Raw genomic sequence first — 22,106 nt, forward strand, 5'->3', positions numbered from 1 at the left:
TTGCCTCAGATGCGGTCCAGCACCTGCCCGGCGATCTGTGCTGTTTCCGACCATCCCGGTAGGCGGCGGCCCCAGGCTCCTGCCGCCTCGGCCAGTCGGGCGCGTTGGTCAGGATGCGTCAACAGATACGACAGCGCGTCGGCCAAAGCGCCGGGATCATCCGGTGCAACAAGCAGACCGGCCTCCGGCGGCACGGTATCCGGCACGGCACCGGTGCGGCAGCTGACGATCGGAAGCCCATGGGCCAGCGCTTCGTCAAAGACCAGCCCATAGCCCTCAAAGCGGGTGGCCAGCGCAAAGATCGACGCGGCGCCATAGTGCCCGGCGAGGTCGCGGTCGGGGACAAATCCGCGCAGCGCAACCCGCCCGTGCAGGTCAAGCCGGTCCAGTAGCTCTCCAAGCTCTGCCGCATGTGCCGCGTCATAGGCCTTGCCGGCGATCACCGCAGACCAGTCGAGATCCGTTATGCGGCCGAGGGCCTGCAGCAGAATATCATGCCCTTTCCGGGGGTGCTGGATGCCCACCGACAGAATGAGCGGCGGATCGGTGGGGGCCGGGGGACGCGACGGCTGGATCGTCCCGGGCCGTGCAATCGTTATACGATCGGGCCGGACATCATATGCCCTGACCAGCAAAGCGGCGGTGCTCGGGCTTGGCACCAGAACATGGGCGATATGCGCCAGATTGCGGCGCTCGATCTCGAACAGGTGGTCCCGTCGGGCCGCCGGCAATCCGGTCTCGAAGGCCAGCGGATGGTGGACCATGGCCACCGCAGGCACATGAAGTCCGGCAAGGGCGCCCGTATCCAGCGTGGCGGACACAAACCCGTCGAGGATCACCGCCCGGTCAGGCTCCAGTGCCTGCAACTGGGCAATGGCATCGCCCATGTCCTGTTCCGTCGGGTCCGGAAAGGACCCGCCCAGTTCCAGATGGCGCAGGTCGCGCCCCTGCGCGCGCAACCCGTCCAGCAGGCGGCGTTCGTAGATGTATCCGCCGGTCGGCGTGGTGATATCGCCCGGAACGGCAAAGGCAGCCCGGCGCAATGTCATGCCAGCTGCTCCGGCGCGTAAACCTGCAGAACGCGCCGCTCCACCCAGCCAACCAGCCCGTACATCAGCACCGACAGGGCGGTGACGACCAAGACGCAGGACCACAGCATGTCATAATCCGAGAGCGAGGCCGACAGCGCCATCAGGCTGCCAATCCCCTGTCCCGTTGCCAGCCATTCAACGACGGTGACAGCCAGAACCGAGGCCGGAACGGCCATGCGCGCGGCCGCAAAGAAGGCCGGCAGCATCGCGGGGATCCGGACGCGGATCAGCCGCGCCCACCGGCCTGCCGCATAAGAGGCGAAGACATCCATGATCTGCCCCGGCACCTGCCGCAGCCCATGGAGGCAGGCGACAAATGTCGGAAAGAACACCATGATGGCAACAAGCGTGATCGTGCCGGCGGCCCCGCGCCCCAGCACAAGCACAACCAGCGGCGCGGTGGTGACGATCGGAACGGACCGCAGGGCAATGGCCAGCGGCAGCGCCGTTCCGGCAAGTGCCGGCGCCATGATCAGCACCACGCCCAGACCGGCGCCTGCGAGAAGCCCCGCCAGATAGCCCGGCAGCAGAAACATCGCGGTCTCCGACAGGGCTGTGCCGATCTGCCCGCGTGTCTGCGCGGCATCCGGGGCCAGAACCAGCGCCTGCAGCACATCGCCGGGGCCTTTGGCGAAAAAGGGGTTAAGATCGAAAACCCACAGCGCCCCGATCCAGAGGCCGAACAGGACCGCGCAAGTGATGATGCCTTCTCTCCAGCCACCCGTCCGGGCGCGGGGCGGGGCGGACGAGGTCAGGATCACCGGAGGCGGTGCCTTCAGCAGATATCGCGCCGCCGCGCCGATCATCAGATAGGCTGCGATACTGATGGTCGTGGCGACGGTGGCGATGCCCCAGGTCATACCTAGGTCAAGCGCGCCGATCGCCCGGACGGTCAGCACACCCAATCCGCGCTCTGCCCCGGTGAACTCTCCAACCATCGCGCCCAGAAACGCCGCAGGTGCTGCGATCTGCAACCCGGCCAGAAAATAGGGCAGGGCGGCCATGCTGCGCACATGGACAAGCGCGGCCAGACGCCCCCGCCCATAGCTGTGCAACAGATCGAACCAGCTTTGCGGCGCAGCGCGCAGCCCGACGAGCAATGGGATCAGCGTGGTATAGTACACCGCCAGAGCGGCGAGCATGATCTGCGGGCCGGACCCGGGGCCAAAGATCACCCGCAGGATGGGGCCGGTCGCCACCAATGGCAGGCAGAATATGATCAGCGCCACCCCGGTCACCACCCGTTCGCTGCGCGGCCAGACCAGCGCGATCCCGGCCAGCGCAACAGCCGCGAGATTGCCGGCCAGAAATCCGGCGGCGGCATTGCCCAGCGTGGCCAGAAGCGCGCGCCCCACCAGCCGCCAGTTGGCGGCCAGATACAGGACCACCTCGCTTGGCGCGGCCAGCACAAAGGTCCCGCTTGTCAGGCGCGCGGCCAGTTCCCACAGCAGGATCAGGACCAGCAGGCCGGGCAGGGGCGCGCCGGTCCGGCGGCGGACGGGCGGCACGGCGGTCACCGTCATCGCGGCTGTCCTTCTGTCGGTCGGTCCGACACCGGGCGCATACCCTCGGCCACTCCGCGTGCCAGCGCCCCGAAAACCCGATCGACCAGCCCGGCTCCGGCCGCCGTCCGGACGACATCTTCGGACCGGGGACGGGGCAGGGGGATGGCGATCTCCTCTACGATCCGGGCCGGTCGCGGCGACAGCACAACGACCCGGTCCGACAGCATGACCGCCTCGCTGACCGAATGTGTGACGAGGATTGTGGTCGTGCCGCGTGCCTCCCAGAGCTTGGGCAGATCCTGTGCCAGCTGGCGGCGGGTCAGCTCATCCACCGCGCCAAAGGGTTCGTCCAGCAGCAGCAGCCCCGGTTTTGTGACCAAGGCCCGCGCCATGGCCGCACGCTGCCGCATCCCCCCCGAAAGCGCCGCTGGCCGGGTGTCTCCAAACCCCTCCAGCCCCACGAGAGAGATCAGCCGGTCGATCTCTGCCGGATCGGCCCGACGGCGTGCCAGCCCGAGCGCGAGCGCGATATTGCCCCGCACGCTGCGCCAGGGCAGCAGCGACGGGTCCTGGAAGGCAACGGCAAGCCCCGCACGGTCCAGCGTCGCCCGTGGCGGTGCGCCGCCGATCTCGATCCGGCCCGCGTTTGGCGCCTCCAGCCCGGCGATCATGCGCAGAAGCGTCGATTTTCCGCAGCCTGACGGCCCGACAAGCGCGGTCGTCTGTCCTGCGGAAAATCTCAGGTCGATGTCCCGCACCGCCTCTGTCCCGTCCGCAAAGGTTTTGCCAAGACCGGAACAGATCACCTCGGGCGGGGCGGAGACGTCAGCCGGCATGGACCTCTTCGAGGATCGAACGATCCCAGAGCTCAGGCGTCACCGTTCGACCCAGCAGGGCAAGGGTTTCGATATTGGCCGCGACGGTGTCCTCGGTCCACCAGCCGAACCCATTGGCATCGGTCAAATCCGAAAACATCAGCGGCACCTGACGTTCGGCCTGCAACTTCTGCGTGTCGAGGTCCAGCCCCGCATCGGGGAACATCTCGACCGTCAGGGCCGCGGCTGCGTCGGTATCCTGCCGATACGCTTCCCAGCCCCGCACTTCGCCCTTCATCAGCGCCACCAGCGCATCGCGGCGATTGGCCAGGCTGTCTTCGGTGGCGATATAGGTCTGGGAATGGACGGCATAGCCGTGATCGGCCATCAGCATCGTCACACTGTCCACGCCCTGCATAGCCATGGCCACCGGCAGATCGGTCTCCCAGCACAGCAGGCAGTCGACCTCGCCCGCCAGCAGGGGCTGCGCGGAATATTGCGTCGGGACAATCTCGATCGCGTCAAAATCGACATCGTTCAGACTGCAGAGCGCCTGCAGAACCGGCGAATTGGCCAGCGCCATGCCGATCCGCTTGCCCTCCAGATCGCCCGGCGCGTTCACCGGGTTGTCCGGCAGGGAGGCGATGACAAACGGGTTCTTCTGCATGGCAACGCCGAGGATCCGGAACGGTGCGCCCTGTTCGACCGCGGCGGCGGTGTAATCGGCCGCCGAAATGCCAATCAGCGCCGTACCCGACACGACAGGCGGCTCAACCGGGGCATTCGGGCCCCCCTGCAGAAGCGAGACATCAAGGCCCGCTTCCGACCAGAACCCCCGCGACTGTGCAATGTAACTGCCGGCGAACTGCGCGGAATGCAGCCATGACAATTGCAGCCTGACTGCCGTTTGCGCGATGGCAGGGCGCCCGGCCAGTCCGAAGGCGCCGGCACCTGCAAATCCGGCGCCGAGGCGAAGCATATGGCGCCGGTTCAGCTTCAGTCTCATCGTCTCGTCCTCCCGGTGGATGTCTCAAGGCTAGAGGCCCCTGGCGGAGTTTCAAGCCCGGGTGCCGTGACATACCCTGTATCGCGGCCCGGTGCCGCGCAAACGGGCGGTTCCGGCTTTCGATCCCGGCGTGGCCGCTCGTGCCGGGCGGACATAGCCGGCCGCGAGGTCTGGCCGGACAGCAGGGGCAGGATCGCGCCCGGCAGAACCGAAGCAAGGATCATCAGGCCGAAAGCCACGCTTCCGGCCAGCGCATCGCTCGGCGCAACACCGGCCAGCGGCAGCAGCGCCACCGCCGCCCCCTCCCGCATCCCCCAGCCGGAAATCGTCAGCGGGATGACCATCGTCATCAGCACCAGCGGCACGAGCGCACAGACAGCCGCGAAGGACATCTCGGCGCCGACCGCGCGCAGGCAGACCCAGAACGCGGCAAGGTTACAGATGACCGTGCCGGCGCTCAGCACCAGCTGGGTCAGCAGCACCCACCCGGTGCCCAGCGATCTGCGGAACGGCCCGAGCGCCCGGCTGAGGATGCGCCCCGCCGGTCCCGGCAGGCGCAGCAGCATGGCGCACAGGATCAAAAACCCGAGGCCGGCCCCCATAAGCAGCCTGAGCGGCACGGCCAGAGCAGGCGGCCAGTCCAGCCCGCCGGGCAGGGCGTCTGTGACGACAAAGGCCAGACCAAGCAGCGCGATCATCGCCAGCTGACCTGCCGCCCGTTCAAAGACGACAGCCTGACCTGCCCGCACCAGCCCGGCCTGCGCGCGGGACCGCAGGGCGCGGCCTGCATCCCCCACGACGCCACCGGGAAGGCATTGGTTCACAACCTGCGCCAGATAATATTCGCGGATCGCAGGGCCCGTCCCGATGCGGATGCCGACCTGCCGGGCCGTCAATTGCCAGCGCAGGGCGGACAGGTACGTCTGTAGGGTCAGGGCGGCAACCGCACAGAGCAGCCAGCCCGGACTGGCCGTGCTCAAGCGCCGTGCCGCCTCTGCCCCGCCCACCAGTCGCCAGAGCAGCGTCAGAAGGGCAAGCGACACCGCAAACTGCAGGACAAGCCGGATCAGGCCGGGCCCGCGGAGAAACTGGCGCCTCATCCGCCGGCCTCCGCCACCGGGGCAGAGGAATAAGCCCGGATAAAGAGGTCACGCATCCGGTCCATCGGCAGCACAGGCGCGTTGGCATCGGGCACCAGCCCCTCCTGCCAGCCCCATTCAGCGGCGGCTGCCACCAGCGCCGCCGGCCCGATAAGGTGCACGGGCACATCCGGCCTCTCATCCAGTGCCACAAATCCGGCCGCCTGATGATCCCCGAGAAGAAGCACCAGCGGCGGGCTATCAGCCTGTCGCGCGATATAGTCAAAGGCGGCCCGCAAGGCGTAGTCGATCGACCGCCGGTAGTGATCCCGCACGCGGTCCCGGTCGCTCCAGACCTCCTGCGGGGTCGCTCCGGACCGGGCCATCTCGTTAAAGACCCGGCCATCGCCGATGGCATCCCAGGGCACAAGATCGGGCACCGGCGTCCATGGCGCATGCGACGAGCCGGTTGCGACCTGCACAAAGAGCCGGCGCGTGTCCCCGCCCGACCGCAGCTGCCGGTCCAGCGCGGCATAGGTGTACTGATCCGGCATCGTCACCCAGTTGAACGGCAGGCCCGCATATCCCAGATCGCGCGCGGCCAGCACCCTGTCAAATCCCATCAGCTCGGCCTCCGGCCAGTCCAGGGTGATCTGCGGCATCACGGCGGCCGTCCGGAACCCGGCCTCCGACGCGATGTGGAACAGGGTCCGCCGCCCGCTGGACAGCATCGCGCGGTAACTGGTCTGGTTGTCGATCCAGAGCCCGTTGGCAAGTGTCGCATGGCTCAGCCAGCTCTGTCCGCCGCGCGTAGGCGACTTGAGAAACCCCGATCGCATGGAGAGGCCCAGATCGTGCAGCCGTTCCTCGGCGGCTGAGAGCGTCGCCCTATGCGTCGGGCCGTATTGGGACGTATCGAAACTTGCCCGCCCGTAGCTTTCGACGAAGATCACCATCACGTCACGGTCCAGATCGCCAAGCAGGCCATGCCCACGCGAAAAGGGATCATCTGCGGCGGCTTTGCGGAAGCTGCGCAGATCTGCGAGGGTGTCGCGCGCTTTGACGATGCGTTCAGCCGCGAGGCGGGTCGTGAAGGCCGATCCGGGCATGGCCCGGGGCAGGTGCCACTGGCCCATCACATGCCCCGCGTCGGCCACAATGACCACGGCAGAAAGGCAGGCCGCGGCCACGGCACCGCGCCGCCATTTCTGCGGCAGGACCAGCCCGGCCCAGACACCGCTGGCCCACCAGAGGGCGGCGGTCACTGCTCCGAAGACTATCGCTCCACCGAGGAGCGCCAGGGCGGTCAGCGCCGGCCCCGTGGCCCCCAGTGACAGCCGTATGCCGGCACCGATCAGCATAAGGTCCGCCACGGGATTGAACCCGCGCCCATATGCGGAATACAGCGCGAAATCCGCCAGTTTCAGAACCGAGGACAGCAGCAGGCCCGCCACCAGCACGACGCGGACCGCCCGGGACCCGCGCCCCCGGGGTAGCGCCATCAGCCCCAGCAGGATACACGGCAGTTCCAGCGGAAACAGAACCAGCGCCCGCCAGGTCAGCGCATCGGGATGGTTGGGCTGGATCAGCAGCAGATGAAAGACCAGCGCCGCCAGGACAAGTGCCAGAACACGCGCCGGGACACGTCGCGGAACGGGGCCGGTCATCGCCGTCTCCGCCCCAGCCAGACCACGTCCACGGCAAAGGACCACGCGACGGCCAGAGCGGCCAGCCCGGCCATCGCCAGAGCCGCGGCATCCGGCAGCACAGGGATCTGCAGCGCAATCAGCACCGCGATCTGCAGCACGCAGACCGTTTTGCGGCTGAACCGTTCGGGCAGGCCGCGCCGCAGCCAGGGAACAAGCCAGGATGCGGCAAGGAAAAGGTAGCGCGGCAGGCCCAGCAGAATAAGGATGGCGAGGGTCTGATGTTCGATCGCGGCCCCAATCGAAAGCACCAGCGCCAGCGCGGAATCGACCTCCATGTCGAACCGGGCGCCAAAACCGGACACCAGCCCCTCCCGTCGGGCGAGCCATCCGTCGACCCCGTCCAGCGCCAGCGCAAGGACCGCAACGCCAAGCGTGGCCCAGGTGGCGCCATGACCGGACAGCAAAGGAGACACCAGCGACATCACTAGTGCCAGCCGGAGCACCGTCACAGCATTGCACCACCCCAGCCGGTCATGCGGATAACTACGCAGGAACCCGACCCCGGCGACAGCTATGGCACAGGCGAACCCCAGAAGGGCGGCCATGCCGGACGGAACGCCTGTCCCGGGCATAAACCGCAGCAGGCAGACCAGCACAAGCCCGGCGATTGCACAGGCCAGGACGGCCCCGCGGACCGCCGGTCCGGTCCCGGCGCCGGTAAGCCGCAGTCCGCGGCGTCGTGAAGGTAGACGCGTATCCAGCATTCGTGTGATGTTGCCGTGCAGTATACATCCGTCAAGTGACCATGCGATCCACCTGCCTCGGTGGCCGCACCCGCCACCGGCGGACATCAGGAGGAATAGCTTCATGCAAACGACCGACCAGTTCAGCTTGTTTGCCCGCAGTCTGCATTGGATCATGGCGCTTCTGGTCCTGTGCATGATCCCCGCCGGGTTCCTGATGATACAGGAGGGCATCCCCCGGGGCCTGCAAAACGCCCTGTTCCTGTTTCACAAGAATATCGGCGTCCTGCTGCTGATCCTTGTTGTGATCCGGGCGCTCTACCGGCGATTTCGCCCGCCCGCGCCGCTGCCCGCCGATATTCCCATGATCCAGCAGCGTATGGCCGCCCTGTCCCATCTGGCGCTTTACGGGCTGCTCTTCCTGTTGCCGGTGGCGGGGTACATTCGGGTCAAGGCGGGCGGTTTTCCGATCGAATCGCTGGATGCGCTTGGCGTGCCCGCACTTGTGCCGCGCGCCGAATGGCTCGCAACCGCTGCCAAGACCATTCATTTCCTGGCCGGCTATGCGATTGCGGGCGTGATCGCGGTGCATATCGCGGCGGCGGCCTATCATGGGCTGGTGCGCCGCGACGGGGTCTTTTCAAGGATGTGGCCGCCGTTCAGGTCGCCTCGGTCAGGACCGCCAGCAGCCTGAAAGAACGCGCCCCCGCCAGGGCGGCGCAAAGTCAGACAAAATCGAAAGATACGGTGCTGCCCAACATCGACAGCGCGATGCGATCGCCCGGCTGGACCGGCACGGCAGGGCAGAGCCCGCCCGAGGCGATCCACTGACCCGGTGTCACGCGAATTCCATACCGGCGGCAGAGGGCCAGCATTTCCATGGCAGCGCCCAGCGGCGACGGCAGGATATTGGCCGCGGCACCGGCAATCGCCGTCTCCTGGTTCTTGATGAAGTCACAGGTGAAATCGTCGGGAATTTCATGTGGCGCCTGATCGAGCACCGGCCCGATCCACAAAGCGCCAGCCCCGGCCCGGTCGAGGATCTGGCCCATCAGGATCGACTTGGCTTCAGGCGGCAGGACGGAGGCCGGAATCTCTACGCTGAGTGCTGCGGCATCAAACGCGGTTTTCGCGTCGCTGGCCTCGGGGTCGGCGATGCGCAGCGCCAGCTCGGGCTCGGCCAGCGGCGCAACCAGACCGTCCAGCGGGACCTCTGCCGTCAGAAACCTGACTTCGGCAGGGGCAAGCGCGCCGAAAAAGACCTCAGTATTGCCAAAGACCTTGCGCGACCAGGGGTTTGCGCCGCCAACCTTCCAGGCCGCGGGCGTACCGACGGATTGCATGGCGAGCGAATAGGCCATCTCCGGGGAGGCCGGCAACGCGCCGTCGATGCGCGCTTCGCGGCCCTCGGCACGGGCGCGGGCGATGTCTTGGATGGGGGCGTCGGTCACGAGGTCTCTCCTTGCTGCGCCGTGATGGGTGACAGGCCGGCGGGCGATTGTCACTCTCAAATTGGCGGGCATCTGGGCCTTGAACCCCTCTTGTCGGCTCCCTAATGTGCGCCGAAATCTGGCGGCCGGAGTTGCTGCCATCTCCCGGGAGGAAGCGTGACAAGGTTACGGACGGCAATTGTCGGCTATGGAAAAATGGGTCGTATCCGGCATGACGCGATGATGCGACATGGCGGGTTCGAGATTGTGGTGGCCTGTGACACGCAGCCTGACAGCAGTGGCCCCGTGCCGGTCATCATCGATCCGATGGGCATTTACGATTACGAACTGGATGCCGTGGTCGTCGCGACGCCGAATATGCTGATCCCGGATACGGTCTGTACCGCGCTGGACCGCGGGCTCCATGTGTTTTCGGAAAAACCGCCCGGGCGCAATTCTCAGGACGTGATCCGGATGCGTGAAGCCGAGGCCGCCTCCGGCGGCAAGGTTCTGAAATTTGGCTTCAATCACCGTGTGCATGATGCGATCGAACATGCGAAGCGCCTGATCGACGCGGGAACGCTGGGCGATCTGTATTTCATGCGGGGCGTCTACGGTAAGGCGGGGGGCGCGAATTACGCCGAGAACTGGCGCAACGATCCAAGCCAGTCGGGCGGCGGCATTCTGATCGACCAGGGCATCCACATGCTGGATCTGTTCCTGATGTTCGCCGGCGACTTTCCCAAGGTCCAGTCCTTTGTCGAACGCAAATTCTGGACCAAGGTCCCGGTCGAAGACAATGCCTTTGCGCTGATGAAAAGCAGTGGCGGCGTCATCGCCTCCATCCATTCCTCGGCGACCCAGTGGCGCCATACGTTTCGGCTGGAGCTATACGCCCGCAACGGGTTCCTTTCGGTTGACGGAATCCTGTCGAATTCCGGCAGCTATGGAACAGAGGTGCTCTCTGTCGCGCTCAACCGTCTGGATGAAAGCGGCACGCCGGTCCCCAACCCGGAGCTTCAGGAAATCCGTTTCACCAGCGACCAGTCCTGGGACAAGGAGGTCGCCGAATTCCACGCGGCGGTCACCAAGGGGGCCGCGATCAACGCCGGAACCTCGCAACAGGCGCTTGAGGTGATGCAGCTGGTCGAAGCGATTTACGCCGCCGACCCCGACTGGGCCGACATGCGCCCGGCTGTCGAGGCATAGTCCGATGCAGACACCCGTCTTTCTCGATCATCTGCCGGATGTGTCCGACGTGTCCGGCGGCAAGACAGAACGCTACCGCCATCTGCGCAACAATGCCTTGCTGGAGCTGCTGCTGGACAGCAGCACGCAGTGGCACGACCGCGACTGCCCCGCATGCGGGTCGCCCGTTGCCCAGAGCCAGACGTTCGGACAGGCCTTTATACCGTTCCAGCGCTGTGCCGCCTGCAACACGATCTACGCGGCGCGGGTGCCGGCACAGCAACGGCTGGATGCGCTGCGCCTCCAGCTGCCGCAGGCGCAGCCTGGCACGACGCCCGCCGGGGACGAGGCCGAGGACCATAGTTTCGAATTCATATCGACGCTGAACTGGGTGAGCCTGACAGCCGGTCATCTCGGGCGCGGAATCGACAGGGTCCTCGATTACCGGTTCACAACACACGCGCCGCGATGGGAAGATGTCGTAGCCAAGCTGAGCCACAATCGCCGCTGGCAGCACCTTCCTCTGGCCGCAGAGACGGGCGAGGGGTTCGACGATCTGGCCGAGGCCGTCGACACGTTCCGGCCCGACGCGATCCTGATCCAGGCCGAGATGGACCGCGTCGCCAGCCCGGACCGGCTTCTGGACCGGATCAGGCAGGCCGCGCGGCCGGGCACGCTGGTTTTCATCGCCAGCTCCTGCGCTGACGGGCTTGAATATGAGCTTCTGGGCTCTGCCTCGCCCAGTTTCATACCGCTGGACCGGCTGACCGTCTTCTCGATCGCGGGTCTTGAAACTCTGGCACGACGCCTCGGCTATGAGGTTCTGGAGAAATCGACCCCCGGGCGCCGTGACGCGATCATTCTCCGGCAGTATTTTCTGCAAGCCAACAACGACAATGTGCCGTTCTGGTCGGGCTTTTTCCGCGATGCCGACAAGGATCGCCTGACAGACCTGCAGATCCTTCTCCAGCGCAGCCTGCGGTCCAGTCTTCTGCGCTTTGTCATCCAAACCTGAAAGCCCTGGCGTATACCAATGACCGATCTTTTTCCCGCGACCCCATTCGACACCTGCGACGCATTTGCCGGCGCGTATTTCACGCGCCTTGCTGAGGCGGCTCAGCATTGCGATCTCTCTGCTCTTGACCGGATCGCGGCCGCCGTGAAAACCGCAATCGACGGGGATCGTTTCATTTTTATCTGCGGCAACGGCGGCTCGGCAGGCATCGCCAACCATTCGCTGTGTGACTTTCTGAAATGCGTCCGCACCGATACCGGGTTGAAGCCGCGGGTGATGTCGCTGGCCGCGCATACGGAAATGAATTCGGCGCTCGCCAATGACATCTCCTATGACGAAGTGTTTGCCTATCAGCTGGAATCGATGGGCCGGCCGGGCGACCTGCTCTGGACCGTCAGCTCCTCCGGCGACAGCCAGAACGTCGTCCGGGCGATCGAGACGGCGCGCGCGCAGGGCATGACGTCGATTTCCTTCACCGGGTTTTCCGGCGGTCGCTCCCGTACCCTGGCCGATCTCAATGCTCATGTGGATGCGCAGAATTACGGGGTCATCGAGGACATTCATATGAGCTTCATCCATATTCTGACGCAGTACCTGCGCATGACGAACATGGACACTTCGCTGATCGGCAACGTGAAATTCTGAAATGACGGACACAGGCCGGCCAGACCTTTCCGCGCTGCACACAAAACTTTTGCGCTATCTCCCCGACCTCGCGGCGGAGATGTTCGCCACCTCGGCAGAGGTTCAGTCGAAAGGCGACAGTGGGCTTGATTTCGTGACCAGCCTCGACCTGTCCCTGCAGGCCAGGCTGTCTGCAGATCTGGCGGCGATGTGCCCGGGCTCTGCCGTGACCGGCGAAGAAGGGTTCACGGGCGCCGCGCTGGGCGGTGCGGGGGACCATTGGCTGGTCGACCCGCTGGACGGCACCGTCAATTTTGTCGCCGGGTTCCCGAACTACGCCATTGCTGTTGCGCTTCTCCGCGATGGCGTTCCCGTGCTGGCGGCCGTGCATGACGTCGTCCGGGGGCAGACGTTTTCCGCACATAAAGGCGCCGGTGCCTTTCTGAACGGTGCGCCGGTTGTGCGGCGGGATCATCAGGCCTCGCTTGCGGTCATGAGCTCCGGCCTGCTGCGCGACTTGGCAGAGCGCGATCCCGCGTCGCTTTCCGAAATCCTGCAATCGGCCAAGCTGCGCAACCTCGGCTGTCAGAGCCTGCACCTGTGTTATGCCGCCGCCGGTCACCTGTCCTTTGTCGCCAGCCGCGAAGCCAAGGCCTGGGATGATCTGGCCGGGGCGCTGATTGCACGCGAGGCCGGACTTCAGTATGGCCATTACACAGGGGCCGCCGCCCCGCCGCCTGCTGCGGATCAATACAGCCTCTGCGCGCCCGCCGGACAATTTTCCGACCTGGCCGGCCGCCTGGCCGGATCCGTCAGCCATCAGAACGAGGACCACCCGTGAAAACAGTTGCAATGATCCCCGCGCGAATGGGCAGCCAGCGGCTCAAGAAAAAGAACCTGGCGCCTCTGGCCGGGCAGCCACTGATCACGCATGCCATCGAAAAATGCGTTCAATCGGGCTGTTTCGACGAGGTCTACGTCAATTCCGAAAACGCCGAATTTGCTCAGTACGCGGAAGCTTATGGCGCGAAGTTTTACCAGCGGCCGGAACAACTGGGCGACTCGGTCTCGACCTCGGAACAATTCGTCTATGATTTCCTGAAACAGGTCGACTGTGATGCCATGGTACAGGTGCATTCCATTGCGCCACTGCTCACTATGGAAGAGGTCCGCGACTTCACCACAGCCTTTGTCGCCTCCGACGCAGAGGTGATGCTGTCCTGTATCGAGGATCAGATCGAGGTCGCCTATCAGAACCAGCCGGTCAACTTTACCTTCGCGGAAAAGACCAATTCACAGGATCTGAAGCCGGTGCAGCGGGTCACCTGGTCGATCACCGGATGGCGGGCCAAGCCCTATATCGATGCGGTCGAGGCCGGACGCATCGGAACCTACAACGGTCGGATCGAATTCTATCCGGTCAGCGCGATCTCGGGTCATGTGATCAAGACCCAGACCGATCTCGATATTGCCGAAGCCCTGCTGACGGTTCTGCGAAAGTAATCCGCGATGAAAGTTCTCGTTTCCAATATCATGATGATCAACGAACGCGACCGGTTCGACGCGCTTCTCAAGGCGCGTGGCGTCGACCCGATCTGGCCCGAGGTGAACCAGTTCATGGACGAGGCGCAGTGCCTCTCCTTTGCCGGAGAGATCGACGGCTGGCTGGCGGGCGATGACCGGATCACGCGACAGGTCATCGAAGCGAGTCTGCCGCGTCTGAAGGTCATTTCCAAATGGGGCACCGGCATCGACTCCATTGATCTGGCGGCCGCGAAAGACCTGGGCGTTCCCGTCTGCAACAGCCCCGGCGCGTTCCGCGACGCAGTCAGCGAATACGCCGTTGGACTGCTGCTGGTTGCCACCCGGCGCCTGGCGCGGACCGATCGCACGATCCGGGAAGGCGGCTGGCCCAAGGGGCGTTTCCCGGGCATGGCAGGCCGGACCATGGGCGTGATCGGCTATGGCGCGATCGGTCAGGGCGTCGGCCAGCGGGCCCGCGGCTTGGGCATGACGGTCATCGCCCATGACCCGCATATGTCTGACGCCCCCGACGGGACCGCCATGGTGCCGCTCGACAGCCTGATGAAGACGGCGGATGTCATCACCCTGTGCTGCAACCAGACCGCAGAGAATTACCATCTGATCAACGCACAAAGCCTTGCCGGGATGAAAGACGGAGTCATCCTGTGCAATGTCGCCCGCGGCGGGCTGATCGACGAGTCTGCCCTGATCGAGGCGCTGCACTCCGGCAAGGTGGCCGCCGCCGCGCTTGATGTCTTCGAGGTCGAACCGCTGCCGGCAGAAAGCCCGCTGCGCAGTTTTGAAAATGTCGCGCTGTCCAGCCACAATGCCAACAGCACGGTCGAAGCGATTGAATATGTGCATGCGAACACGCTGGATAACCTGTTCCGCCACATGACAGGCTGAACCGATGTTAGGGCGCGGCATCCGATACAGATTGCAGGACCTCCGCACGCCGTCCGGGTCCGCAATCTTTGATGTCAGCGCATGGCGGGCCGCCACAACGCTCGACTCCTTTGGCGCGGAATTGTTTTTGACCTCGGGCGAAGCTTCCGCCCGGTTTGTCCACATAGCGACGGACGGCAAGGCGACCGATATCTGCACGCTGCACCGCGATGCCGAAGGCTCCGCATATACGCCGCCGCTGCACTGTGCCGATCTGGACGGACGGGTGGAGGTTGAGATCACCGCCGCGCCCGACAGCCGCTTCGATCTCTATATCGGGACGAACCAGCGCCCCGAAGATCCGATCGCCAGGCTGGCCGTCGCAGTGGATGCAAGACAAGACCCGCAACTTGCCGCGGCCCTAACTGACGCAAGAGCCGAGCTGTACCGCGAATTCGCCATCACGAATGCGCTGGAACTGGTGCTGCTGACGGACCGCCCCGCCGAGGCCGAACCCGACCTCCCCGATGGCCTGACCCGTCTCGTCCGGCCCGAAACCCCCGGCCTGTCTGGCACCGGCCTGGCCATCTATCACGCGCTCTACGGCCAGTGCCGCGGGCGCGGCCTGACCCATGTCGCGGTGCTGGACCCGGGCCGGGGGGCGCAGTGCCTTGACGATATCCAGTCGCTGCTTGGGTTCACCCAGTACCTGCGGCCCGGCGTGCAGCTCGCCACGGCCGCCGCGACGGGCGGGACCGGCTGGGCGACCCATCTGTTCAACGCGCGGGACATACATGAAAACGGTCTCCCCCATGCGGCGCATGCCAGAGAGGACGGGACTGAATACCTGTCCCGGATGATCCGGGCCGGCCGCTGTCGCATCGTCAGCCCGGCGAACCTCGGCGGCGCCTATCAGCCGCGCGACCCCGGCGTCCCGCCAAAGATCGAAGCCCCCAAAAAGATTGGGTATTTCGCACGTGTCTTGCGAGGCGCAAGGCCGCCGTCAGAGATCCGTCCCGGGGATGCGGCATTCTGGTCCGCGGTCCAGACCTGGCGCCGGGTCGACAGCGGCGTTCCCCTGACGCAACTCGCGCTGACGGGCGCGCAAGATATGGCGAACACCGTCAGCGAAAGCGACAGCACATCGGACATGTTCCTGGCGCTCAGGGCCAGCCGCGATGATCTGGTCCGCACCGCAAAGTCGATGATCGAACCGCTGGAGGACCGCATGCATCATGCCGGCCTCGCGGACCCGGCCCGGGTGCGGGCCGATCTGGACCGCGCCAGCCGGACCATGCTGTCCCTGCTGCGCAACCGGCATCAGGGGACGCGTGTCTACATTGTTGGCAACGGGCCCAGCCTCGACATGTCCGACCTCGACCGGATGAGCGGGGAAGTCAGCTTTGCCTCGAACAAAATCTTCCTGGCCTATGACCAGACCAGCTGGCGCCCGACCTATTATTCGGTGGAAGATCACCTGGTCCTGCGCAACAGCATGGAGCAAATTCATGCGCTTCAGGACAGCATCAAGATCTTTCCCGAACATATGCGCAACCACGGCTATCATGCCGCCGACACGGTCTTTATGCCGCTGATCCCGCCCAAATCTTTTGACGAGCCCCTGTCCGATCCCGACTTCCCCGGTTTTAGCCGCGATCTGAGCCATGGCGTCCACTGGGGCTCTACCATCGTCTACACGCAGATCCAGCTGGCACTGTTCATGGGGGCCGCTGAAATCGTTCTGATCGGGGTCGATCACAGCTACCGGCTTCCCGATACAAAACGCGGCAATACCTATAAATATGACGGCGAAATCAATCACTTCCATCCCGAGTACCGTGCCGAGGGAGAGGTCTGGCACAAGCCCAATCTCGACGTGCTCGAAGTCTCGTACCAACGGGCCCGGGATATCTGCGACGCGGCCGGCGTCAGGATCGTGAATGCGTCAAGAAAAACCGAGCTGACCGTATTCGACCGCGCCAGCCTGGACGATCTTCTGCCCGGAGCCGCATCATGAAAGCAGAGCTTTTTGATCGACGCGCCTGCGAGCTGGGCGAGGGCCCGTTCTGGCATCCCCAAAGGCAGGAGCTCTTCTGGTTCGATATACTCGGGGGCCGGATGCTGTCACGGGGCGACACGACCGAAACAGAGCATCAGTTCAACCGCATGGTATCTGCCGCCGGATGGGTCGATGCGAACACGCTGGTCATCGCCAGCGAAAGCGATCTTATCCAATACGATTTGACCACAAAGCGGGAGACCATCCTCTGCCCGATCGAGAGCGACCAGCCCGATATGCGCAGCAACGACGGCCGCACCGACCCGCTGGGCGGGTTCTGGATCGGCACGATGCACAAGGAAACGGTCGCAGAGCGTGGCGCAATCTACCGATACTACCGGGGCGAGCTGCGCCGCCTGCACACCGGCCTGACCGTGCCGAACGCGATCTGTTTCTCTCCGGCAGGGGAATGGGCCTATTTTTCCGACACCCGCCAAAGGCGCGTGTTCCGTCAGCCGCTGGACATGGCCACCGGCTGGCCGACAGGGCCGGCAGAGCCTTTTCTTGACCTGCGCGCCTCCGGTGACCGGCCGGAACGGAAACCCGACGGCGCGGTCACGGACCGGCAGGGCAACCTCTGGATCGCGCTCTGGGGTTCTGCTTGCGTCACGGTTTTTGCGCCGGACGGGACGGAACGCCACAGCCTCCCGCTGCCGACCGGGCATACCTCATGCCCGGTCTTCGGAGGCGCGGATCTGACCACGCTTTTCGTGACCACGGCCCGGCAGAACCTGCCGCCCGAGCCGGCTTCCTGGGCCGACGATGCCGGCCGGGTCTTTGCCTTTTCAGACGCAGGGCAGGGGGTCGCGCCGCCACCTGTCGATCTGACCGGCCTCCCCTGACCAGGGTGAGGCTGCGCGTCGTGCCTCCGGACGAACATCAACGCGGTCACCAATGCCGAAAAGGCTTGAACTCTCCGGCCAAACTGCGGAGTCTTGGGCGGCTAACCAAAGGTGGTGCAAAGACATGGGCAAGATCGACACGCATTATCAGCACTGGTCCAGAGGCCTGGATGATAAATTCAAGGAAACCGGACATGCCCCGCACGACGCGGCCACGCGCCTGACGGAAGACGGCTATGTCGATATTGCCTTCACGCCAAAGTTTCACTTCCCGAAAACCTCCAAATACTTCGGTATCGGGTCCTGTTTTGCCCGAAACATCGAAATGGCGATGAGAACGGCAGGCGCCGAAGTGCTGTCGCTCGACCTCGAATTGCCGGCTGCCGCACGCGAGCGTGTGATCTACGCTCAGAACGAGGTGCTGACGAAATTCACGCCCCAGGCCATGGAAACCGAACTGGACTGTGCCCTGAACGATCGTCCGCTCGATCATGGGTTCATTGAAATCAATGCGCCGAAACAGTGGAATCCTCAGCTCCACCGGGTGGGGGAGCTCGAAGCCGAAGATCAGCTCGCAACGGCGGCGGCGGTGCGTAAGACCATCCTGACCATCAAACAGGCCGATGTTGTGTTCATCACCCTCGGTCTGACGGAAGGCTGGACAGATACGGAAACGGGCATTCCTCTGAATGACGCGCCAATCGACTGGCGATATGCGAAACGGACGGGCCGGTTCGAATTCCGGAATTCCAGCTACGAGGAATGCCGGGCCAGTGTCAGCCGAACGCTCGATCTGGTGCGCAAACACTCCACCGTCTCACCGAAATTCATTCTGACGGTGTCGCCGGTACCTTTGCTTCGAACATTTTCCGATCAGGACATCATCGTGGCGAATTCCTATTCCAAATCGACTCTCCGGGCCGTGGCGCAGGACATGTTTCGGGCGCATGACGACGTCGACTATTTCCCGAGTTATGAAATGGTCACCTATTCGCCCCGCTCCATGGCGTGGCGGCACGACCAGCGCCACGTCGAACCCCCCATGGTTTGGAGCATCACCGGGCGTTTCCGGGACGCATATGTCGAAGGCTGAATTGGCCGGTCTGAGGTTTCTTTTGGTGGCCGGTCGGTACGCCAGGCCACCCGATAGATCGGCACCAGTCTGCTGGCACCCTTTTCAGCGGCGTCAGATTAAAGGGGCGTGCGCGTCTCGATCCGAAGCCTCTGGATCATTCTGACACGATCGGGAAAAAAGTACCGGATCCGCTCATCTTCTCCCAATAGATAGGATTCCAGCGTAGAAAGGGCAGATTCCAGCGCCTCGCCGGACGGGTCGATCTCCGCGGCGAGGCGTAGGTTTCGATGGATCTGCGGCATCAGATACGCCCGGTAATTCAGAATGAATTCGAGCGAAGCGACCTTACGCGCCGTAAAAAACCGGGCAAGGATCATTGCGCCCTCAAAAAGCCCATCTAGCCGGGCGATGATCTTGTCGGGGCGCACGTCATTGACAATGGAATCGTCGCGGTATCTGTAATTCAGGTAGCTTTCGGACAGGCTGGCAACGGCGCTCGCACATTGAAGAAGGCGCGGGGTCGTGGCGACATCTTCGAACAGAATGGCCGGATAAAAGATATCGTTATCGATGAACAGGCTTTTGCGATAAAGTTTATTCCAGGCCGCGCCAACAAATTTCGGAGCCTCGCCAAACATGCTGTGCATGGTGAATGAGGTGCGAACACCATTCGATTCAGGGTAGGACCCTATATTGCGCCCATCGGAAATTCGGGCGGCCGAGCATTGTGTGATATCTGCGCCGGACGTCTGCATCAGCTCCAGCAGCTTTGAATACATCTCGGGTTCGATCCAGTCGTCGCTGTCTACAAACCCGATAAGCCCGCCATTTGCAGCCTTGATCCCGGTATTCCTGGCCGGACCAAGTCCCTGATTGACCTCATGGCGGAGCGTCGTCACACGAGGATCAGACTGCCCGTACTTCTGAAGAATATCAATTGAGTTATCAGGAGAGCAGTCGTCGACACAGATTATTTCAAGGTTTTCATGGTCTTGGTTGAGCAATGAATCGAGGCACTCCTCAAGATATGGCTCGGTGTTATACACCGGCACCACAACCGATATGAGTGGAGTCTTGGATTCAATGTCAGAAGAGACTGTCATATGATACCTTGGGAAACGAATTCAGTTTGGAGCCGGGGCTCGCGTTCAATATTTCGATGCCGTTTTCTTCGGCCCATTTCGCGGCAGCATCATAGGCCTTCGTCATTTTTACGACGTCCGGCATCTCCCAAACCTGACCATTCTGATGATTGGTGTAGTCTTCGGAGAAATGGGTCTGCAGACCTTCACCAGACCACTTTCTGTCGGAATTCACGTTGCTTTCCGGAATGGGGTAATTGTGATCTGCTCCGACAAGGATAATCTGACGGCAGCCCATAATAGCGGCGATCTGAAGAAGCCCGACAGTCACGGTGAAACCTTCGTGCAGGCCCGACGGGTCATTCGAAAACGTGCACTGCTTGGTATAGTCAAGATGCACGGGAACAACATTTTTCAGATTTGAGACGTTGAAATATTTTAGGATCGTGTAGGGGATGAATTTGACAGTGTCCGCGGGGATTTTCTCGGCAAATTCATCCGCATTCTGATCGGCGAGAATGCGATCCTGAACCATCCAGTAATTATAGGAAAACCCCCATTTCGGAAATCCCAGGAACGCGCGGTTGGAGCCGAGCGTGATTTCGGATTTCAGCCGGGTCATATCAATTTTGTTAAGGGATGGACCGTTCCCGACGACAAAGCAGCGTTCGCCTTTGTGAATGTCGACGAACTCGTTCAGGCTGCGACCGAATATTGCGCGAAACGCGCTCTCCATTGTCCGGTTTGCAAGCGTCGCCTGATATTTGAGTTTGTTGATCTCAAAACCACGATTACGAAGCGAATTCTCTAGGGCGCCAATCTTCTCTTCAAGCGCGCCAACCTGATCGAGCCGCCGTTCAGCGCGCTCCAGCCGAGCGACGAGATCGGCAAGATCGGCGTCCAGATTGTCACGAACGTCCGGTGTCGTATCAGTTTTCCGGATTAGCCGCATGATATTGCCTCCATTACATCAGCGTCATGACCGTTTTTTGGCGTAAACGACCCCACTGTAATCCTTGCCCACATGGGATATCGGGCGATATTCTGAATGGTCCCCGAACCAAACCGATTTTGCAATCTGATAATCGAACCCGTTATCGTCGAGGATATCGATGATGTCGCGCAGGCTGTTTCCTTCTCGCCCTTCCCCGAAGTGATATTCGCAGAAGATCGTATCGACATTTCTGAGTTTGTCCGCGACCGAAGCCATCAGCTCCGCTTCTACGCCCTCCACGTCGAGTTTCAGGAAATCGGTGGGCTCGTCAAGGAAATCGGACAATGCAAGAACTTCGACTTCGATCTTTTTGCGTTCCTGAGCCTGAACTGCATTTCGGGGGGCAAGAGAGGCGGCCATATTGTCGACGTCGCTGATGTACATCGTTTCGCGGCCGTTTTCTGCGCCAAGCGCCGCGCGATAGAGTGTCACATCTTTGAGATTGTTCTGCGTGAAATTGCGTTCTGCAACTGCATGGCATTCCGGATTGGGTTCAAAGGCGATGACCTGGGAATTCGGATAGAGTTCTTTGAACACAAGTGTCGAGAGGCCGATGTTGGCGCCGCCGTCAATTATCCTGAGCGGCGCATCTGCCTGATCGGAAAAGTAATATTCGTCACGAAACACCAGCTCGTGCAGCTGCACCCACAGGGATTTCCGATCCAAATAGCTGACGTCAAAATCCCAGAGCTTGAACGGCTGGCTGTCAGGGATGACGCCTTCATAGTCGTGGAGAGATTCTTTGAGCCGAGGGATGCGGCGCAGCCGCGGCGACGTTCCCTGAAACAGTTTCTCATAACCGGGCTTTTCCGGTTGCCTTGGCGTGGTATGCGCGACTTTCGTGGCGACAGATGCAATTTCGGCCTGAATTTTGGTTAGCGTGGCCGCCTGATTTTCCTGGTCCTTCTGCCGCATTTTCAGGAAAGACTCGTTGAGAGATTTCTCAAAATCGATCTGACGCATATGCAGGAAGTCGCCGCGCCGCGCATCTGCCATGCGAAGCGTTTCCATTTCGGCCTTCAGGGCTGCCATCCCGTCACGCAGTTCGGTGATCGCATTGGTCTGCGCCTCGAACAGGAAATCCAGCTTTTCGGTCTGCTCCTGTTTCAGCGCTACGACATCCGTCCTGAAATCGGCCGCTTGCTGGTCCACCGTACGTTGCGCGGTTTGCTTCAGGGAATGCAGGGCATCCTCAAGAAAGTCCCTCTGCGCTTTGTAGTTGAAGTCGGCCTGTTCCTTCGTCTTCTCCCGCAACCGGTTTTGTTCGCCCTCCGCGCGGGCAAACTTCTGGTCCAGTAGGGTCCGAGTCTCTCGGATTTCTTGCAGGAGATGGTCCTGGCGGTGGCCGGACTCGTGACGAAGTTCGTCCAGGTGAACGAGGATTTTCCGTGTTTTCTGGCGGACGGAAAAGACAGTACGGTACAGAAAGCGAAATATTCCGAATCTATAAAAAAAGTTTCTCATTTGCCTCACGATTGGCCGTCTGCTGGCGCGCATGTG

At 62.9% G+C, this 22,106-nt stretch carries 21 protein-coding genes; 10 read left to right on the top strand and 11 right to left on the bottom strand.

What is annotated here, in order from left to right:
• Nucleotides 1-5: 5 nt before the first annotated feature.
• The 7 genes from ACRARG_RS16435 to ACRARG_RS16465 are packed head-to-tail and all read right to left on the bottom strand — an operon-like array spanning nucleotide 6 to nucleotide 7,909.
• A complete protein-coding gene (locus ACRARG_RS16435) occupies nucleotides 6-1,049 on the bottom strand; it encodes a glycosyltransferase family 4 protein (RefSeq protein WP_432691117.1) in 1,044 nt (347 codons plus the stop codon).
• Nucleotides 1,046-2,614, bottom strand: coding sequence for an ABC transporter permease (locus ACRARG_RS16440; protein WP_432691119.1), 1,569 nt, complete (start codon nucleotides 2,612-2,614; stop codon nucleotides 1,046-1,048). Before ACRARG_RS16440 ends, ACRARG_RS16435 begins: the two co-directional genes overlap by 4 nt.
• Entirely contained in the window at nucleotides 2,611-3,432 is an 822-nt protein-coding gene (locus ACRARG_RS16445; RefSeq protein WP_432691120.1) for an ABC transporter ATP-binding protein, read from the bottom strand. Before ACRARG_RS16445 ends, ACRARG_RS16440 begins: the two co-directional genes overlap by 4 nt.
• Nucleotides 3,422-4,417, bottom strand: coding sequence for an ABC transporter substrate-binding protein (locus ACRARG_RS16450; protein ID WP_432691122.1), 996 nt, complete (start codon nucleotides 4,415-4,417; stop codon nucleotides 3,422-3,424). The genes ACRARG_RS16445 and ACRARG_RS16450 overlap by 11 nt, the downstream gene beginning before the upstream one ends.
• Nucleotides 4,414-5,517 carry a lysylphosphatidylglycerol synthase transmembrane domain-containing protein gene (locus ACRARG_RS16455; RefSeq protein WP_432691124.1) on the bottom strand — a complete coding sequence of 368 codons (1,104 nt, stop codon included), beginning with the start codon at nucleotides 5,515-5,517 and terminating at the stop codon, nucleotides 4,414-4,416. The genes ACRARG_RS16450 and ACRARG_RS16455 overlap by 4 nt, the downstream gene beginning before the upstream one ends.
• Nucleotides 5,514-7,163: an LTA synthase family protein gene (locus tag ACRARG_RS16460; protein ID WP_432691126.1), complete on the bottom strand. Its 1,650-nt coding sequence runs from the start codon at nucleotides 7,161-7,163 to the stop codon at nucleotides 5,514-5,516. The genes ACRARG_RS16455 and ACRARG_RS16460 overlap by 4 nt, the downstream gene beginning before the upstream one ends.
• Complete coding sequence (locus ACRARG_RS16465) at nucleotides 7,160-7,909, bottom strand: CDP-alcohol phosphatidyltransferase family protein (RefSeq protein ID WP_432691128.1); 750 nt, start codon at nucleotides 7,907-7,909, stop codon at nucleotides 7,160-7,162. The genes ACRARG_RS16460 and ACRARG_RS16465 overlap by 4 nt, the downstream gene beginning before the upstream one ends.
• 103 nt (nucleotides 7,910-8,012) lie before the next feature.
• Here ACRARG_RS16465 and ACRARG_RS16470 point away from each other — a divergent pair, with 103 nt between their 5' ends.
• Nucleotides 8,013-8,582: a cytochrome b gene (locus tag ACRARG_RS16470; protein ID WP_432691130.1), complete on the top strand. Its 570-nt coding sequence runs from the start codon at nucleotides 8,013-8,015 to the stop codon at nucleotides 8,580-8,582.
• 31 nt (nucleotides 8,583-8,613) lie between these two features.
• On the opposite strand, the gene ACRARG_RS16475 is transcribed toward ACRARG_RS16470, so the two are convergent.
• Complete coding sequence (locus ACRARG_RS16475; protein WP_432691132.1) at nucleotides 8,614-9,339, bottom strand: hypothetical protein; 726 nt, start codon at nucleotides 9,337-9,339, stop codon at nucleotides 8,614-8,616.
• A gap of 156 nt (nucleotides 9,340-9,495) precedes the next feature.
• Here ACRARG_RS16475 and ACRARG_RS16480 point away from each other — a divergent pair, with 156 nt between their 5' ends.
• The 9 genes from ACRARG_RS16480 to ACRARG_RS16520 all read left to right on the top strand — a co-directional run bounded on the left by ACRARG_RS16480 (nucleotide 9,496) and on the right by ACRARG_RS16520 (nucleotide 18,548).
• Nucleotides 9,496-10,527: a Gfo/Idh/MocA family protein gene (locus ACRARG_RS16480; RefSeq protein ID WP_432691134.1), complete on the top strand. Its 1,032-nt coding sequence runs from the start codon at nucleotides 9,496-9,498 to the stop codon at nucleotides 10,525-10,527.
• Between the two features lie 4 nt (nucleotides 10,528-10,531).
• Nucleotides 10,532-11,521, top strand: a complete 990-nt coding sequence (locus ACRARG_RS16485; protein WP_432691136.1) for a class I SAM-dependent methyltransferase — start codon at nucleotides 10,532-10,534, stop codon at nucleotides 11,519-11,521.
• Between the two features lie 18 nt (nucleotides 11,522-11,539).
• Nucleotides 11,540-12,166, top strand: a complete 627-nt coding sequence (locus ACRARG_RS16490; RefSeq protein WP_432691138.1) for a D-sedoheptulose-7-phosphate isomerase — start codon at nucleotides 11,540-11,542, stop codon at nucleotides 12,164-12,166.
• Nucleotides 12,167-12,215: 49 nt separating this feature from the next.
• A complete protein-coding gene (locus ACRARG_RS16495) occupies nucleotides 12,216-12,986 on the top strand; it encodes an inositol monophosphatase family protein (protein WP_432691140.1) in 771 nt (256 codons plus the stop codon).
• A complete protein-coding gene (locus tag ACRARG_RS16500) occupies nucleotides 12,983-13,648 on the top strand; it encodes an acylneuraminate cytidylyltransferase family protein (RefSeq protein ID WP_432691141.1) in 666 nt (221 codons plus the stop codon). Before ACRARG_RS16495 ends, ACRARG_RS16500 begins: the two co-directional genes overlap by 4 nt.
• A 6-nt stretch (nucleotides 13,649-13,654) precedes the next feature.
• The gene (locus ACRARG_RS16505; RefSeq protein ID WP_432691143.1) at nucleotides 13,655-14,575 is read left to right on the top strand and encodes a phosphoglycerate dehydrogenase; all 921 of its coding nucleotides are present in this window, start codon (nucleotides 13,655-13,657) and stop codon (nucleotides 14,573-14,575) included.
• Nucleotides 14,576-14,606: 31 nt separating this feature from the next.
• Nucleotides 14,607-16,571: a motility associated factor glycosyltransferase family protein gene (locus tag ACRARG_RS16510; protein ID WP_432691144.1), complete on the top strand. Its 1,965-nt coding sequence runs from the start codon at nucleotides 14,607-14,609 to the stop codon at nucleotides 16,569-16,571.
• The gene (locus ACRARG_RS16515) at nucleotides 16,568-17,455 is read left to right on the top strand and encodes an SMP-30/gluconolactonase/LRE family protein (RefSeq protein WP_432691146.1); all 888 of its coding nucleotides are present in this window, start codon (nucleotides 16,568-16,570) and stop codon (nucleotides 17,453-17,455) included. The genes ACRARG_RS16510 and ACRARG_RS16515 overlap by 4 nt, the downstream gene beginning before the upstream one ends.
• A gap of 124 nt (nucleotides 17,456-17,579) precedes the next feature.
• Nucleotides 17,580-18,548, top strand: a complete 969-nt coding sequence (locus tag ACRARG_RS16520) for a GSCFA domain-containing protein (RefSeq protein ID WP_432691148.1) — start codon at nucleotides 17,580-17,582, stop codon at nucleotides 18,546-18,548.
• 98 nt (nucleotides 18,549-18,646) lie between these two features.
• Here ACRARG_RS16520 and ACRARG_RS16525 read toward each other — a convergent pair whose 3' ends face one another.
• From ACRARG_RS16525 to ACRARG_RS16535, 3 genes are read right to left on the bottom strand one after another with little or no spacing between them, the layout of a single operon-like run.
• On the bottom strand, nucleotides 18,647-19,633 hold the full coding sequence (locus ACRARG_RS16525; RefSeq protein WP_432691150.1) for a glycosyltransferase family 2 protein: 987 nt from the start codon (nucleotides 19,631-19,633) through the stop codon (nucleotides 18,647-18,649).
• Nucleotides 19,617-20,564, bottom strand: coding sequence for a 6-hydroxymethylpterin diphosphokinase MptE-like protein (locus ACRARG_RS16530; protein ID WP_432691152.1), 948 nt, complete (start codon nucleotides 20,562-20,564; stop codon nucleotides 19,617-19,619). The genes ACRARG_RS16525 and ACRARG_RS16530 overlap by 17 nt, the downstream gene beginning before the upstream one ends.
• A gap of 24 nt (nucleotides 20,565-20,588) precedes the next feature.
• Nucleotides 20,589-22,070 carry an FkbM family methyltransferase gene (locus tag ACRARG_RS16535; protein WP_432691153.1) on the bottom strand — a complete coding sequence of 494 codons (1,482 nt, stop codon included), beginning with the start codon at nucleotides 22,068-22,070 and terminating at the stop codon, nucleotides 20,589-20,591.
• Nucleotides 22,071-22,106: the final 36 nt, after the last annotated feature.

This window comes from Pseudooceanicola profundi, assembly GCF_050897955.1.
In the GTDB taxonomy this organism is placed as follows: Bacteria; Pseudomonadota; Alphaproteobacteria; order Rhodobacterales; family Rhodobacteraceae; genus Pseudooceanicola.